This window comes from Thermacetogenium phaeum DSM 12270 (genome assembly GCF_000305935.1).
GTDB lineage: Bacteria > Bacillota > DSM-12270 > Thermacetogeniales > Thermacetogeniaceae > Thermacetogenium > Thermacetogenium phaeum.
In genome coordinates, this window is sequence record NC_018870.1 from 861,906 (window position 1) to 878,212 (window position 16,307).

A 16,307-nucleotide genomic window follows, 5' to 3' on the forward strand; every position below is an offset into this window, starting at 1 on the left:
ACGGTGGAAGATTTCACTCATTTTGACGCCAGCGGCCGTGCCCGGATGGTCGATGTTGGTGAGAAGGAAAGCACTGTAAGGGAGGCCCGGGCACGGGGAACTGTTTTCATGGCTCCGGAAACCCTCCGCCTCATCAGAAGCGGCGGAATTAAAAAGGGTGATGTTCTGGCCGTGGCTCAGGTGGCCGGAGTCATGGGTGCCAAAAGAACCCCTGATCTTATCCCCATGTGCCATCCCCTGCTGATCACCGGGGTAGATCTGGATTTCCGCTTCGACGAGCAGCGCAGCGCAGTGGAGATCGAAGCGAGGGTCCGCTGCGTGGGGAAGACCGGTGTGGAGATGGAAGCCCTGACCGCTGTCAGCGTGGCTGCCCTGACCATCTACGATATGTGTAAGGCGATCGACCGCGGGATGGTGCTGGGGGAGATCCGCCTGGTGGAAAAAACCGGGGGGAAAAGCGGTAGATTTTATCGGGAAGGGGAAGCCGTATGGGGAAAATCATAGCGGTTTGTACCAGTGAGAAGACAGGAGAGCGCAAGAGAAACATCGGTAGGGGGATGCTCATTGTCAACCACGGGCTGGAGGGTGATGCCCATGCCGGGGAGTGGCCCCGCCAGGTGAGCCTTTTGGCGATAGAGAGCATCAGGAGGATGCAGGAAAAGGGTCTGGATGTCGGGCCTGGTGATTTTGCGGAGAACCTGACGACGGAAGGTATCGATCTGGTTTCCCTTCCGGTGAGCACCAAACTGCGGATCGGAAGAGAAGCGCTGGGCGAAGTGACCCAGATCGGGAAAAAGTGCCACAGCAGATGCGCCATCTACTACCAGGCGGGTGACTGCGTCATGCCCCGCAAAGGGATCTTCATCCGTGTTCTTAAAGGCGGTCCGGTAGAGGTCGGAGACGAAATTGAGGTCGTCGCCGACTGACAATCCGGAAGGCGACAGCGGCGGTATCTTCAACAGCGGAAGAAAGTACTGATTTGTTTGCGGCGCTTGTTCAATTCTGGTGCAATAAGCAAAGGAGTTGGCTTACTTATGAAGGTTGCCGTACTCACGGCCAGCGACAAGGGGGCACGGGGAGAGCGGGAAGACCGCAGCGCAGAAGTCATCAAAGAGATGGTTTCTCAAATAGGCGGGGAAGTGGTTGCCTACGACGTGGTTCCCGATGAAAAAGAGTTGCTCAAGAAAAAGCTCCTTGAGTATGCAGATGCGAGGGGGCTGGACCTGGTTTTAACTACAGGAGGGACAGGTCTTTCCCCACGGGATGTGACGCCCGAAGCAACCCTGGAAGTTATTGAACGCCAGATACCCGGCATCCCCGAAGCAATGCGCCTAAAGGGACTGGACAAGACTCCTCATGCCATGCTATCCCGGGCAGTCGCCGGAAGCCGCGGCCGCACTCTGATCGTCAATCTGCCGGGAAGCCCCCAGGCTGTTAGGGAGAATCTGGAGGTAGTGCTTCCGGCGATCCCCCACGCCGTTGAAATTCTCCAGGGGAGGGGCGGGGAGTGCGCCCGGCCGGAGAACAAATAAATCACAGCAGCCGCCCACAGAGGCTGGTTAAATCCTGCCGGTGAACCGCAGGGCAGAATCAGAACCAACCTGTTGTGAAGTTCCTTCAGGTTCCGCAGGGAATGCCTTTGGCAAACCTGAAGAAAGCCAGCGACTGCTGTGGATCTGTTAATATCTTTCCCGGAAAGCTCTTTATTATTCAAAGAATTTTTAAGAAATATCTACCAATAGACCGAACGGCTGGGTCCTCTTAATCCTTACCGGAGACCGGCTTCTCCTACCTGCTCGTCGTCCATTCATCAGTAGCAAATGGGAACGGCAGTATTTTTAGAACCTTTTGGAGGGAAATTGTTGAGAATTCTGCGACAATGTATTATTATTATTGTTAGATTCCTGGCACTCAATGACGGGGAGTGCTAATAAAACCGGGGCATAATATTCATTGGAAATGCCGGCAAAGCGCAACTGTCCGGCAACAGTCCCTACAGCTCCTCTTTGGTAAAGGCGATTGCGGCTATTAATTCACTACGCCGATTCCCGACAACCTGAGCTGTGCGGGGAAATGCTCTAAGGAATAAGCGTTTATTTCGGACACGGGTAGGGGGAAACTCTCTGCCGTTGGCCGGAACCGGGAGCGTGGACGGCAGGGGTGTTCCCTGTCGTTAAGGAGCGATGGACTCGCTGTTGTTGATTAATAATCTTGGGGAGGTAGCGAAATGCCTAAAGAACTCAATTTCAGTCAAGAGGCACGCCTGGCTCTGGAGAGAGGCGTCAACATTCTTGCCGACACCGTTAAGGTAACGTTGGGCCCCAAGGGCCGGAACGTCGTGCTGCAAAAACAGTTCGGCCCGCCGCAGATCACCAATGACGGGGTGACTATTGCCAAGGAGATCGATCTGGAAGATCCCTGGGAGAACATGGGTGCTCAGCTGGTCAAGGAGGTGGCTACTAAGACCAATGATGTTGCCGGCGACGGCACCACGACGGCCACCCTCCTGGCGCAGGTTGTGATAAAAGAAGGGCTGAAAAATGTGGCCGCAGGAGCCAACCCTATGCTGTTGAGAAGGGGAATGGAGAAGGCAACGGCGGCTGTGGTTGAGGAAATAAAGAAGATGGGACAAAAGGTGGAAAGCAAGGACTCTATTGCCCAGGTGGCGGCGATTTCCGCCGGTGATCCTGAGATCGGGAAGTGGGTCGCCGATGCCATGGAGAAGGTCGGCAACGACGGTGTGATCACCGTAGAAGAGTCCAAAACCTTCGGCACGACACTGGAAGTCGTCGAAGGGATGCAGTTCGATCGAGGCTACATCTCTCCCTACATGGTGACCGATTCCGAAAAGATGGTGGCCAGCCTTGAAGAGCCTTACATTATGATCGTGGATAAAAAGGTCTCGGCGGTTGCGGAGATCGTTCCGGTGCTGGAGAAGGTGGCGAACACCGGAAAGCCTCTGCTCCTTATCGCCGAGGATATCGAAGGAGAGGCTCTGGCAACCCTGGTGGTCAATAAGCTGCGCGGCACCCTGCCCTGCGCCGCAGTAAAGGCTCCCGGATACGGAGATAGAAGGAAGGCGATGATGGAGGATATCGCCATTCTCACAGGGGGCACGGTGATCTCCGAGGAGAAGGGGATAAAGCTGGAGAACGTTACCCTGGATATGCTCGGAAGAGCCGGCCGGGCGGTTGTCGGCAAGGAGGAGACCACCATTGTTGAAGGCAAGGGCGCTACCGAGGAGATCGAAAAGCGCATCATCCAGATTAAAAACCAGTTCGAAGTGGCCACCTCCGAGTACGACCGGGAGAAGCTGCAGGAGCGAATGGCCAAGCTGGCGGGCGGCGTTGCCGTAATCAAAGTGGGAGCAGCCACGGAAGTTGAGCTGCGCGAGAAGAAGTCCCGCATTGAAGATGCCCTTGCGGCAACGAGGGCGGCAGTTGAGGAGGGAATTATCCCCGGCGGTGGGGTTGCTTTGCTACGGGCGCTTCCCGCTCTGGAAAAGCTTGCTGCAGAGGGGGATGAAGCGACCGGCGTCAATATTGTGAAGAGGGCGCTGGAGGAGCCTCTGAGGCAGATTGCTGCTAATGCCGGCTTCGAAGGGTCGGTGGTCGTGGAGAAGGTCAAGAAGTTAGAGGGGAACGTAGGGTTCAATGCCCTGACGGAGAAGTATGAAGACCTTTTTGCCGCCGGGATTGTCGACCCGGTCAAGGTGACCCGTACCGCCCTTCAGAACGCTGCCAGCATTGCCGGGATGTTGCTTACGACAGAATGCCTCATCGCCGATAAGAAGGAGGAAGATGAGGAGAAGAAACCGAACGCACCCGCCGTGTAGACCACCATGCAGCCAGCGCGGCACCAACAGATGAACGAAAAAGGGGTTTATCCTTAAGATCCGGGAGCAAGCGCAAGGATAAACTGAAGCGTATTTTCAGGGCAGACCCTCACGCCGCGCTCCTGCGGCACCAACAGAGTATGAAAATACCCGCCGGGTCTACCGGCGAGCGACCTATGGAAGGCCGGGTAACAGGACAGGCGAAGCGAGGATGACAGGTCGGGATGCGAGTACAGACACCCCTTGAGCTGCGATGGAATGGATTTGCAGCGAGGCCAAACGCTGCGTTTGACAGAAGCAGTTCGCAACTTGTTACGCAGCATCCCAGAGCTGTTCCGAAGCGAGCCGTTGTCCTGTCCGGCCTGGAATCGGGAGTCGAGCGGTAGACCGGCGGGTGAACTTGATGTATTTTCAGGGCAGGTATAAGAAGTTCCCAGGTCCAGAAGGCCCGTCTGCAAGAGGACGGGCTTTTAATTTAACATAAAAAAAATTCCTTCCGCATAGAATGGTTGTAAATACAGTTTGACCGGGGTGGTTTTGAGCGTGCAGAAAAGAAAGTTGGGGTGGTGGGCCAGTCTCGCTGCCGGTCTCCTCTTTCTGATCGGGGGATTTATTTGGTTTTATCAGGGCTTTTTTAAGGTGGAACCCGGTCCCTTGCTTGAAGAAACTCTGCGGAGAGCGCAACAGGCCAAAAGCTACCGCTACCGGATGGTGGCGGAACTGGACCTGGGAGGGAAGAAGAGAAACTGGGTTCAGGTGGACGGTGAGAGAGCCCCTGGGTGTTACCATTTCCGGGGAAAAACCCTGGGGACACCGGTGGAGATCTACCAGATCGGGAACAGGAGCTATACCCGGGACCCGGTTACAGGTAAGTGGACGGTGATCGACGGCATTGACCTCTCCCAGCAGCAGCTGTACATGTCCGAGATCGATCCTTTAAGCAGTTTTCAATTTAAGGGCGGGGCGGTTCCCACTCTCGCAGGCAAGGATAAGGTGCGCGGACGCAGGTGCTGGGTGCTGGAGCTCAAACCGGAGGTGGAAAGCAAGTACCTGGAGTTATGGTGGGAGGATTTCACTTACCGCTTCTGGATCGACCGGAGTAGCCATGTGCTGTTGAAAGCGGAGGCGAAGGCGCGCAGCAAGAACAGCAGGGATACCAGACTCACTATGGTCGTGGAATTCCGGGATTTCAATGAGAAAGTAAAGATTGAGCCACCGGTCTAAAGGAGGCGTCGCTGAACAAAGAACAAATGTTTGTCCTCCGCCAGAGGGGTTTTTTTATTGACATTCCGGCTTTCATTCTCTATACTCGTAGGCGAAAGTGAGTATAAATCTGGAAAAGCTTTTTCTTTGGTTGAGTCAACGCCCTCCGTTGCCGGCAGGGGAGATTATCCGTGCTCTGTTGTGGGGGTGGCTTCCAAAAGCCGGCATTTCTCGCCCCCGGCTTTGTTTCGGCACCGAAAGGGGAGCCTCCACTCCCGCGGGAAGAGTGCAGGCGTGGGATCATAGAGTCGAAGGAGTGTGTTTGTAGAAGATGGGAGAATGCTCGTATTTGAGGTTGACGGATGAGGACATGGGAAGGAACGGGGCGGAGCGGATCGAATGGGCCTGGCGGAAGATGCCGGTGCTGCAGCAGGTAAGGGATGAGTGGGAGAGAACTCAACCTTTGAGCGGTGTCAAAATCGCCGCCTGCCTGCACATCTCTGCCAAAACGGCGAATCTCGCCAGGGTGCTTAAGGCCGGGGGAGCGGAGGTGGTGCTCTGCGCCTCCAACCCGCTCAGTACCCAGGATGATATTGCCGCGGCACTCAATGTGGTGTACGGGATCCCCACCTTTGCCCGGCGAGGGGTTGATCACGAGACCTATTATCACCAGATCAACGCCACCTTGGATACCGGGCCGGATCTCACCATCGACGATGGTGCCGATCTGGTGACGACCCTGCACCGTGAGCGGCCGGAACAGGCGCGCCGGGTCATCGGCGGCAGTGAAGAAACCACCACAGGTGTGGTCAGGCTGCGCTCCATGGCCAGAGACGGTGCCCTGTATTACCCTGTGGTGGCGGTCAACGACGCCATGACGAAGCACTTGTTCGACAACAGGTACGGGACGGGACAGTCCTCCCTTGACGGCATCCTGCGGGCGACCAACTACCTGATCGCCGGTTCCGTGTTTGTGGTGGTGGGTTACGGCTGGTGCGGCAGGGGCATCGCCGCCAGGGCGCGCGGCCTCGGGGCACGGGTGATCGTTGTGGAGGTGGACCCCTTTAAGGCTCTGGAGGCAGTGATGGATGGGCATGAGGTCACCAATATGAAGGAGGCGGCCGGGAAGGCCGACTTCATCGTCACCGCCACCGGAGATGTTCATGCGGTGGGGAGGGAGCATATCCCCTATCTCAAGGATGGGGTGATTCTCTCCAACGCCGGGCACTTTAATGTGGAGATCGATATCCCGGCGCTGGAGGAGCAGGCTCGTTCGCGGCGCCTGGTCAAGAAAGACGTGGAGGAGTTTACCATGCAGGACGGGCGCCGCGTCTATTTGCTGGCGGAGGGGAGACTTGTCAATCTGGCCTGTGGTGAGGGGCATCCCGTGGAAGTGATGGACATGAGCTTTGCCAACCAGGCTCTTTCCGCCGCCTGGCTGATAACGCAGCAGGGCAAACTCTCCCCCGGCGTTTACAGGGTGCCCCGGGAGATCGATGAAAGGGTGGCGCGCCTGAAGCTGGCGGCCTATGGTATCGAAATCGAAGAACTGACCGCTGAGCAGAAGGAATATCTGGCCTCCTGGCAGGCCGGCACCTGATGTAGCAAGATGCTCATCGATCGTGGTATAATAGTTAGGAATTTTTTCTCGTACCGGGTCTTTAAGAGTACGAAAGAGCGGTTTTTGTGTAAAGGCAAGCAACAGGGCAGGCTTTTCAGGCTGCTTTGCCCTGGGTTTTTCTTTTTGTAATAAAGCGAACTGAATGCAAGGGACAGGTGGGGAACATTATTGGAGAAGCTAGAGGTTTTGATAACGGAGGAACAGTTGCGGTCCGGGGTGGCGGAACTGGCTGAGCGGATTAACCGGGATTATAACGGTGAGGAACTCCTGGTGGTGGGCATCCTGCGGGGTGCCTTCGTCTTTTTGGCCGATTTGGTGCGCCGGTTGACGATGCCGGTGGTCATCGATTTCGTCGCCGTTTCCAGCTACGGGGATGACACCCAGAGTTCTGGAGTCGTCCGCATCCTGAAGGATCTTGATGAGAGCATTGCCGGCCGCCACGTCCTGCTGGTGGAGGACATCATCGATACCGGTTTAACCCTGAAGTATCTGTACGAAAACTTAAAGGCGCGGCATCCGGCAAGCCTGAAGGTATGCACCCTGCTGGACAAGCCTAGCCGGCGCCGTGTGGATTTTAACCCCGATTACGCCGGTTTTACAATACCGGACTATTTCGTTGTGGGCTACGGTCTTGACTGCGGCCAGCGCTACCGCAATCTGCCGATGGTGTGCGTGATTCGCCAGGAGCAGGAAGGATGCCCTCCCTTTGCAGGAGGAGAGCAGCCGAGGTGAAGTGCATGAGTGAGCGGGATCTGATTTTGGTTGTAGATTTCGGAGGGCAGTATACCCAGCTTATTGCCCGGCGGATCCGGGAGGCCGGGGTTTACTGCGAAATTGTGCCCTATACGGCGGCGTGGGAGGAGCTCCGGGCAAAACGGCCGCGGGGGCTGGTGCTTTCGGGTGGGCCGGCGAGTGTCTATTCCGAGAAGGCCCCGCAATGCGATCCCAGGCTCCTGAGGGGAGGGGTTCCGGTGCTGGGCATCTGCTACGGTATGCAGCTGATGGCCTTTCTCCTCAAAGGAAGCGTCCGCAGGGGGGAAAGGCGGGAGTACGGCCGTGTGCAGGTTACCGTCCGGAGACAGGAGGCCATCTTCAAGGGGCTCCCGCGAGAGATGCCCGTCTGGATGAGCCATGGTGACCTGGTAGAGGCCCCTCCTCCGGGTTTTACGGTCGCCGCAACATCCGAGGGAACACCGGTGGCGGCCATGTTCGATGAACAGCGCCGCCTGTTCGGGGTGCAGTTTCATCCCGAGGTGCAGCACACCCCCTTCGGGAAGGATATCTTGCGAAACTTTCTCTATGACATCTGCAGCTGCAAGGGGGATTGGACGCCGGCATCCTTTATCGCCGGGCAGATCGAAGAGATCAGGAAGATCGTCGGGAACGGCAGGGTTGTCGGGGCTTTGAGCGGTGGGGTGGACTCCACCGTAGCGGCAACGCTCGTCCACCGAGCAATCGGGGAGAGGTTGACCTGCATCTTCGTTGATCACGGCCTGCTCCGGAAGGGGGAGCGGGAAGAGGTTGAGTGGACGATGCGGGAGCGGTTGGGGGTTAAGCTGATTACCGTCGAGGCCGGGGAGCGCTTCCTGGCCAAGCTCTCCGGTGTCACCGATCCTGAAGAGAAGCGGAAAATAATCGGGCATGAGTTCATCAGGGTCTTCGAGGAAGAGGCGTCCCGCCTCGGCGAGCTGGATTTTCTCCTGCAGGGAACCCTCTACCCCGATGTCATCGAATCGGGAACTCCCACCGCTGCCGTGATCAAGAGCCACCACAATGTAGGGGGGCTGCCCGAGGACCTCAAGCTGCGCCTTTTGGAGCCGCTGCGCTGGCTTTTTAAGGATGAGGTGCGCCGGGTGGGGCTGGAACTCGGCCTGCCGGAAGAGATCATCTGGCGCCAGCCCTTCCCCGGACCGGGTTTGGCGGTAAGGGTGCTGGGTGAGGTGACCCCGGAGAAGCTGGCGATGGTCAGGGAGGCGGACTATATCCTGCGCACGGAGATCCGCCGTGCCGGGCTCGAGCGGGAGATCTGGCAGTGCTTTGCCGTCCTGCTTCCGGTCAGAAGCGTCGGAGTGATGGGGGACGAGCGGACGTATGCCCATCCTGTCGTGATCCGGGCGGTGACCAGCGAGGATGCCATGACTGCCGATTGGGCGCGCCTGCCGCACGATCTCCTGGAGCGGATCGCCGGCCGCATCGTCGGGGAGGTTCCGGGGATCAACAGGGTGCTCTATGATATCACATCCAAGCCTCCGGGGACTATCGAGTGGGAATAACACGGCACCATGGCCGCCAGACATTCTCCACGGGTTCGACCGGTCGGGAACGGCTGTAAAGGTAAAGGGAGGGAGCATGTTTTTCCAGAGCTGTGGTTTTTCAAGAGCTTTAGCAGCGACATTTTATATTTCAGGTTGGGTGATTATTGATGGAAAAACCGCTTGTAGGAATAGTTCTGGGGAGTGATTCCGACCTGCCGGTGATGGAAGAGGCGGCGCGGATTTTGGATGATTTCGGGGTTCCTTACGAGATGACCATTGCCTCTGCCCACCGCAGTCCGGACCTGGCAGCCGAATACGCCCGTACCGCCGAAGAGCGCGGTCTTAAACTGCTCATCGCCGGTGCCGGGATGGCCGCCCACCTGCCCGGAGTTCTGGCGGCGTACACCTGCCTGCCGGTGATCGGGGTTCCCCTCCAGGGGGGGGCCTTAAATGGGGTGGATGCCCTCTACTCCATCGTTCAGATGCCGCCGGGGGTTCCGGTGGCCGCCGTCGCCATCAACGGGGCGCGCAACGCCGCCCTCCTGGCCGTACAGATTTTGGGGCTGGGGGAGCCCCTTCTGCGGGAAAGGTTCCGTACCTACAAGGAAGGGCTTGTGGAGTCGGTCGCCAGGAAAGCGGAGAAGTTGAAAGAGCGGATGTAGTGAGAATTGTTTCCAAAAGAGGTCAGAAGGAGGCAGAAGCTTTGCTGGAGAGATACACCTTGCCGGAGATGAAAGCGCACTGGTCGCCGGAGAACCGCTACCGGAAGTGGCTGGAGGTGGAGATCCTGGCCTGCGAGGCCTGGGCCGCTCTGGGGCGGATCCCGGAGCAGGCCCTCAGGGAGATCAAGGAAAGGGCGTCTTTTGATCTCCGGCGCATCGCCGAGATCGAGGCGGTCGTCAGACATGATGTGATCGCCTTTGTCAGCTGTGTTGCCGAGTCGGTGGGGGACGCCGGGAAGTACCTGCACATGGGCCTCACCTCTTACGATGTGGTGGACACGGCGCTCTCCCTGTTGATGCGGGAAGCCATGGACCTGATCCTGGCGGCCCTCGACGGGCTGCGGGAGGTGCTGGCCGAGAAGGCGAGGGAGTACCGGGACACCCCTATGATCGGGAGGACGCACGGTGTTCATGCCGAGCCGATCACCCTGGGGATGAAGTTCGCCCTCTGGTATGCGGAGCTCGCCCGGGACCGCGAGCGCCTGGAGAAGGCGCGCCGGGTGATCAATGTGGGCCGCCTGGCCGGAGCAGTGGGAACCTACGCCCATATCGACCCGCGGGTCGAGCAGTATGTCTGCCGCAAGCTGGGGCTGTATCCGGCGCAGATCTCCACCCAGGTTCTGCAGCGGGACCGCCATGCCGAATACCTGAGCGCCCTGGCCATTACCGCCTGCTCCCTGGAGAAGTTCGCCACGGAGATCAGGCACCTGCAGCGGACCGAGGTCCTGGAACTGGAGGAGGGGTTTGCCGCCGGGCAGAAGGGTTCTTCGGCCATGCCGCACAAGCGTAACCCCATCACCTGCGAGCGCATTACGGGGCTTTCCCGTGTTCTCAGGGGGAACGCCCTGGCCGCTATGGAGAACACCGCCCTCTGGCATGAACGGGACATCTCCAATTCCTCAGTGGAGCGGATTATCATCCCGGACAGCACCACCCTCCTTCACTATATGCTGGTCCGGTTCACCGAAGTCGTGAAGCAGCTGTTGATCTACCCCGAACATATGCGGCAGAATCTGGACAGAACCCGCGGCCTGATCTTCAGCCAGCGCCTCTTGCTCGCCCTGGTAGAGAAGGGGCTGCGCCGGGAGGAGGCCTATGCCCTGGTGCAGCGGCAGGCGATGCGCGCCTGGCCGCAGGGGGATTTTGCCCAACTCGTTAAAGCCGACCCGGAGATCGGGAAATACCTCTCCGGCGGGGAAATCGATGCCCTTCTGGATAGCGGCTACTACCTGCGCCGCGTTCCCTACATCTTCTGGCGCACCGGGCTCGGTGCGCCTCCTCTTTCGGAATGGGAGGAGAAACTCCGGGAGGACCCCCCCGGAAGACACGTCCCCGTACCGGAAAAAGGGGAACTCTTATACGAGGGGAAGGCCAAGAGGGTTTACAGGACCTCGGATCCCGACCTCTACTGGGTGGAATACAAGGATGAGGCCACTGCCTTCGACGGTCTGAAAAGGGATGTGATACCCGGTAAGGGGAGCCTGAATAACCGGATTTCCGCCCATTTCTTCTCCCTCCTGGAAGTTGCCGGTTTGCCGACGCATTTCGTAAAGCTGCTCGGCCCGAGGGAGGCTCTGGTCAGAAGGGTGGAGATAATCCCCTTGGAGGTGATCGTGCGGAACATCGCGGCGGGGAGCCTGGCCAAAAAGCTCGGACTGCCGGAGGGAAGGGTTCTTTCCCGGCCGGTCGTCGACTTCTGCCTGAAGAATGACGAACTGCACGATCCCCAGGTCACCGAGGACCAGATCCTCGCCCTGGGCTTTGCCGCGGAGAAGGAAGTGCGGGAGCTGCGGGACTTCGCCTTGAAGGTCAATGAGGTGCTGAGCGCCTACCTTCTTTCCAGGGATTTGATTCTGGTGGACTTCAAACTGGAGTTCGGCCGCTGCAGGGACGGGATTATCCTGGCGGATGAGATTTCTCCCGACACCTGCCGCTTCTGGGACCGGGACACGAAAGAAAAACTGGATAAGGACCGCTTCCGGCACGACCTGGGTGGGCTGATCCCGGCCTATGAGGAGATCTGGAAGAGGCTGCAAGGAGGGAAGCCGGTTGTTTGAGGCGCGAGTATTTGTGACACTGAAAAAGGCGATTCTTGATCCCCAGGGAAAGGCAGTCAAAAGCGGCCTGCTTGCCCTGGGATACGACCGGGTGGAGGACGTCAGGGTGGGGAAGTACCTTATGCTCACCCTGAGAACGACGGATCGGCTGGAGGCGGAAAAGGAAGTGCGGGAAATGTGCGACCGGCTCCTGGCCAATCCGGTCATCGAGGACTATACCTTTGAGCTCCGGGAGGTGGCGCCGTGAAATTCGGAGTGGTGGTTTTTCCCGGATCCAACTGTGATGTCGATTGCTACCATGTCCTCGATCGGGTCTTCGGCCACCCCGTTTCCTACATCTGGCATCAGGAAAGGGATCTCTCCGGGATTGACTGCGTCATCCTGCCCGGGGGGTTCTCCTACGGGGATTACCTGAGGACGGGGGCCATCGCCCGTTTTGCCCCGGTGATGGAGGAGGTGGCGGAGTTTGCCGAAAAAGGGGGGCTCGTGTTGGGGATCTGTAACGGGTTCCAGATCCTCCTGGAAGCGGGATTGCTTCCGGGGGCGATGAGGCGCAATGAATCCCTGCAGTTCCGCTGCTGCGATGTCTTCCTGCGGGTGGAGAATGCGGCTACCCCCTACACCGGCCTTTATCGCCGCGGAGAGGTGATCAGGTATCCCATTGCCCACGGTGAGGGGAACTACTATGCCACCCCTGAGATCTTGGCACAGCTGGAAGAGAAAGGGCAGATCGTATTCCGTTACTGCACTGAGAAGGGTGAGGTTACCCCGGACGCCAACCCCAACGGTGCTCTGGGCAATATTGCCGGGATCTGCAATCAAAGGGGTAATGTCCTCGGCCTGATGCCTCACCCGGAGCGCTGCTGTGAAGAAATTGTCGGCAATACCGATGGGAGGCGCTTCTTCCTTTCCATACTGCACTGGTGGGGAATGGAGCGGCAGAAGAGGGTGACTGCGTAATGGCCGAGAAGAAGCCTGCCTGGCAGGAGATGGGGTTGACGGCACAGGAGTATGAGAGGATCTGCGAGATCCTCGGACGGGAGCCCAACTATCTGGAAACGGGGATCTTCGCAGTACTCTGGTCGGAGCATTGCAGTTATAAGAATTCCCGCCCTGTTTTAAAGAGGTTCCCGACAGAGGGCAGGCATGTTCTGCAGGGCCCCGGGGAGAATGCCGGGATAGTGGACATCGGTGACGGCCAGGGAGTGGCCTTGAAGATAGAGAGCCACAACCATCCTTCGGCCATCGAACCCTACCAGGGAGCGGCTACTGGGGTAGGGGGGATTGTGCGGGATATCTTCGCGATGGGGGCGCGCCCCGTTGCTTTGTTGAACTCCCTGCGCTTCGGAAGTCTTGCCGACCCCCGGGTGCGCTATCTCTTCTCCGGCGTAGTGGCCGGAATCTCCGGCTATGGTAACTGCCTCGGCATTCCCACCGTCGGCGGGGATGTCTTTTTCCATCCCAGCTTCAGGGAGAACCCCCTGGTCAACGCCATGTGCGTCGGTCTGGTGGAACACGCTCAGATCAGGCGCGGGCAGGCTGCAGGGGTGGGCAATTCGGTAATGGTTGTGGGCGCCCGGACGGGCAGGGACGGGATCCACGGCTGCACCTTTGCCTCTGAGGAATTGAGCGAGGAGAGCGAGGAGCGCCGCCCGGCCGTGCAGGTCGGTGACCCTTTTCTGGAGAAGCTCCTCATCGAGGCCTGCCTGGAGGTTATTAAAAAGGGCTATGTCGTCGGCATTCAGGATTTGGGAGCGGCGGGGCTGACCAGCTCCAGCGCCGAAATGGCCGGAAGGGCCGGCACGGGGATGGAGATCGATGTTTCCCTGGTGCCGCGCCGGGAGGAGGGAATGACACCCTATGAGGTGATGCTTTCCGAATCCCAGGAACGGATGCTGCTCGTTTTGGAGCCGCGGCATGTGGAGCCGGTGAGACGGATATTCAGCAAATGGGGGCTGGAAGCCGCAGTGATCGGCCGGGTGACCGGGGACGGGATCTACCGCGTCCTGGATGGTGAGAACCCTGTGGCCGAGATACCAGTCAAAGCCCTGACCGATTCCCCGGTTTACTACCCGGAGCAGCGGGAGCCCGAATATTACCAGAGGCTGCGAAGCTGGACGCCGGACGCCCTCCCTGAGCCGGAGGACCTGACCGCCGTGTTGCGCCAACTTTTGGCATCACCGAACATCGCCAGCAAGGAGTGGATTTATACCCAGTACGACCACATGGTGATGCTGAATACCGTGGTGGGGCCGGGGGCCGATGCCGCCGTTCTGCGCGTTAAGGGAACGCCCAAGGGGATCGCCCTGACCACCGACGGAAACCCCCGCTACTGCTACCTGGATCCCTATCGCGGCGGGGCTATTGCCGTCGCCGAAGCGGCGCGCAACCTTAGCTGTGTGGGGGCGGAGCCCTTGGGGCTCACCGACTGCTTAAACTTCGGCAATCCCGGGAAGCCGGAGATCTACTGGCAGTTCACCAGAACCGTCGAGGGGATGAGCGAGGCCTGCCGCGCTCTGGGGATCCCTGTTGTCAGCGGTAATGTGAGCTTTTATAATGAAACAGATGGAGAGGCCATTCATCCTGCCCCGGTGGTGGGGATGGTGGGCCTCCTGCCGGATGTGGCGCGGCATGTCACCGGCGCCTTCAGAGATCCCGGGGACGAGATCGTGCTGTTGGGGAGGTTTGCTCCGACGCTCGGTGCCAGCGAATACCTGTCCGTGATCCACGGATTGGAGGCCGGAGCCGTTCCGCATCTCGACCTCGACCGGGAAAAAAGAGTTCAGGAATGCTGCCGCAGTCTGGTGCGAGAAGGGCTGATCAAATCCGCTCACGACTGTGCGGAGGGAGGGCTCGCCGTGGCTTTGGCCGAGTGTTGCCTTGCCGGCAAACTGGGTGCGACCGTGGAACTTCCCTTCTCCGGGCGGCTTGATGAGCTCCTTTTTGGCGAAGTGCAGTCTTGTATTGTGGTTTCCTGCGCCCCGGCTCAATTGCCTGCCGTTGTCCGGGAGGCGGCCGCACGGGGTGTCGACTGCCGGGTAATCGGTACGACTGGCGGGGGCCATCTCCTGATCGCTGATGCCGGCGGGAGCGTTGTAACGAAGATATCTGTTGAGGAGATGAAAGAAGTATGGCGGGGGAGCATTGCTTCTTACTTTTGAATGAAGACAAGCCGCGCGAGGCCTGTGGCGTTTTCGGCATTTACGCCCCCGGCCTTGATGTGGCGCGCCTCACCTATTACGGTTTATACGCCCTCCAGCACCGCGGGCAGGAGAGCGCCGGCATCGCAGTGGGTGATGGGAAGTGCATCACCTGCCGCAAGGGGATGGGGCTCGTCAGCGAGTTCTTTACGGAGGAGATCCTGTCACGCCTTAGCGGCAGCGTTGCCATAGGGCATGTCCGCTATAGCACCGCCGGGGAGAGCACCGTCGAAAACGCCCAACCGCTTACCTTTCACTATCAGCAGGGGATGATTTCCCTGGCGCACAACGGCAACCTGACCAACTGCGCTGAACTTCGGAGGGAGCTGGCGCAGTCCGGTGCGGTCTTCCAGACCACGGCCGACAGCGAACTGATCGTCAGCCTCATTGCCCGAGCCGGAACCGGGGATCTGCTAGAGGGAATAATGGAGGCTATGGAGAGGATACGCGGAGCCTATTCTCTCGTCTTGATGACGGAGAAGAGGCTCTACGGCATCCGCGATCCGCACGGGATGCGGCCGCTTTGTTTGGGACGCCTGGATGGCGGCTATCTGCTGGCATCCGAGTCCTGTGCCCTGGACACCATCGGTGCGGAGTTCATCAGGGATGTGCTTCCCGGGGAGATTGTGATGATCGATGAAAACGGGATCACCTCTCTTAAGCCCCATCAACCGCAGAAGCGCGCCCTGTGCGTTTTTGAATTCGTTTACTTTGCCAGGCCGGACAGCGTGATCGACGGGCTCAACGTGCAGACGGCGCGCCTGGCCCTGGGAAGAGAGCTGGCGCGGGAATGCCCGCTGGATGGGGACCTGGTGATTCCGGTGCCCGACTCCGGCACCACCGCCGCCCTCTCCTACGCCTCGGAGCGCGGCCTGCCCTTCGGGGAAGGGCTGATGAAGAACCGCTATGTTGGGCGCACTTTTATCCGCCCTTCGCAGGAGATGCGTGACTTGGGAGTCAGGTTAAAGCTCAATCCGGTGCGGGAGTCCCTGGCGGGGAAGAGGATTATTATGATCGATGACAGCATCGTCCGGGGTACCACCTCCGGCAAGATCATCCAGATGATCAGGGAGGCAGGGGCGAAAGAGGTGCATATGCTGGTGAGTTCCCCAGCCGTTACCCATGGTTGTTACTATGGAATAGACACCTCGGAGAAAGGGGAACTGATCGCGGCCAGCCACTGTTTGGAGGAGATCCGGGAATTCATCGGGGCGGACAGCCTGCACTACTTGAGCCGGAAGGGGCTCCTGGCGGCGATGGCCCCCATCCCCCCGGACGAGCTCTGCGATGCCTGTTTCAGCGGGAATTATCCGGTTGACGTTCCCTGTTCGCAGGCGTAGAACCCCGGGATACTGCCCGGGGGTGGGCGGCGGGAGAGACGCCGCTGCCGTTTGCTTTGAACGTGGAGGAATGA

Annotated in this window: 13 protein-coding genes and 2 pseudogenes; all 15 read left to right on the plus strand. The window is 59.0% G+C overall.

Features of this window, described 5'->3' with window-relative positions:
* Window positions 1–3: 3 nt before the first annotated feature.
* The 15 genes and pseudogenes from moaC (at window position 4) to purF (ending at window position 16,233) form a co-directional block, all read left to right on the plus strand.
* Entirely contained in the window at window positions 4–504 is a 501-nt protein-coding gene (gene moaC, locus TPH_RS04185; RefSeq protein ID WP_015049945.1) for a cyclic pyranopterin monophosphate synthase MoaC, read from the plus strand.
* Entirely contained in the window at window positions 489–926 is a 438-nt protein-coding gene (locus TPH_RS04190; RefSeq protein WP_015049946.1) for an MOSC domain-containing protein, read from the plus strand. Before moaC ends, TPH_RS04190 begins: the two co-directional genes overlap by 16 nt.
* Before the next feature lie 108 nt (window positions 927–1,034).
* Window positions 1,035–1,532 carry a MogA/MoaB family molybdenum cofactor biosynthesis protein gene (locus TPH_RS04195; RefSeq protein ID WP_015049947.1) on the plus strand — a complete coding sequence of 166 codons (498 nt, stop codon included), beginning with the start codon at window positions 1,035–1,037 and terminating at the stop codon, window positions 1,530–1,532.
* Window positions 1,533–2,227: 695 nt separating this feature from the next.
* On the plus strand, window positions 2,228–3,835 hold the full coding sequence (groL, locus tag TPH_RS04200) for a chaperonin GroEL (RefSeq protein WP_015049948.1): 1,608 nt from the start codon (window positions 2,228–2,230) through the stop codon (window positions 3,833–3,835).
* 543 nt (window positions 3,836–4,378) lie between these two features.
* The gene (locus TPH_RS04205) at window positions 4,379–5,059 is read left to right on the plus strand and encodes a LolA-like protein (protein ID WP_015049949.1); all 681 of its coding nucleotides are present in this window, start codon (window positions 4,379–4,381) and stop codon (window positions 5,057–5,059) included.
* Between the two features lie 310 nt (window positions 5,060–5,369).
* On the plus strand, window positions 5,370–6,638 hold the full coding sequence (locus TPH_RS04210; RefSeq protein ID WP_015049950.1) for an adenosylhomocysteinase: 1,269 nt from the start codon (window positions 5,370–5,372) through the stop codon (window positions 6,636–6,638).
* A 189-nt stretch (window positions 6,639–6,827) separates the two neighbouring features.
* The gene (gene hpt / locus TPH_RS04215; RefSeq protein WP_015049951.1) at window positions 6,828–7,391 is read left to right on the plus strand and encodes a hypoxanthine phosphoribosyltransferase; all 564 of its coding nucleotides are present in this window, start codon (window positions 6,828–6,830) and stop codon (window positions 7,389–7,391) included.
* Window positions 7,392–7,396: 5 nt separating this feature from the next.
* Window positions 7,397–8,932, plus strand: coding sequence for a glutamine-hydrolyzing GMP synthase (guaA, locus tag TPH_RS04220; protein WP_037999482.1), 1,536 nt, complete (start codon window positions 7,397–7,399; stop codon window positions 8,930–8,932).
* A gap of 149 nt (window positions 8,933–9,081) precedes the next feature.
* Window positions 9,082–9,576: a 5-(carboxyamino)imidazole ribonucleotide mutase gene (purE, locus tag TPH_RS04225; RefSeq protein WP_015049953.1), complete on the plus strand. Its 495-nt coding sequence runs from the start codon at window positions 9,082–9,084 to the stop codon at window positions 9,574–9,576.
* A pseudogene (gene purB / locus TPH_RS04230) lies at window positions 9,576–10,883 on the plus strand (adenylosuccinate lyase); the annotation flags it as partial. The gene purE and the pseudogene purB, both read left to right, overlap by 1 nt.
* 93 nt (window positions 10,884–10,976) lie before the next feature.
* Window positions 10,977–11,693, plus strand: a pseudogene (purC, locus tag TPH_RS15635) (phosphoribosylaminoimidazolesuccinocarboxamide synthase); the annotation flags it as partial.
* Window positions 11,686–11,940 carry a phosphoribosylformylglycinamidine synthase subunit PurS gene (gene purS, locus TPH_RS04235; RefSeq protein WP_015049955.1) on the plus strand — a complete coding sequence of 85 codons (255 nt, stop codon included), beginning with the start codon at window positions 11,686–11,688 and terminating at the stop codon, window positions 11,938–11,940. The pseudogene purC and the gene purS, both read left to right, overlap by 8 nt.
* The gene (purQ, locus tag TPH_RS04240; protein ID WP_015049956.1) at window positions 11,937–12,653 is read left to right on the plus strand and encodes a phosphoribosylformylglycinamidine synthase subunit PurQ; all 717 of its coding nucleotides are present in this window, start codon (window positions 11,937–11,939) and stop codon (window positions 12,651–12,653) included. The genes purS and purQ overlap by 4 nt, the downstream gene beginning before the upstream one ends.
* Complete coding sequence (gene purL, locus TPH_RS04245; RefSeq protein ID WP_015049957.1) at window positions 12,653–14,854, plus strand: phosphoribosylformylglycinamidine synthase subunit PurL; 2,202 nt, start codon at window positions 12,653–12,655, stop codon at window positions 14,852–14,854. Before purQ ends, purL begins: the two co-directional genes overlap by 1 nt.
* Window positions 14,824–16,233, plus strand: a complete 1,410-nt coding sequence (gene purF, locus TPH_RS04250; RefSeq protein ID WP_015049958.1) for an amidophosphoribosyltransferase — start codon at window positions 14,824–14,826, stop codon at window positions 16,231–16,233. Before purL ends, purF begins: the two co-directional genes overlap by 31 nt.
* The last annotated feature ends 74 nt before the right edge of the window (window positions 16,234–16,307 follow it).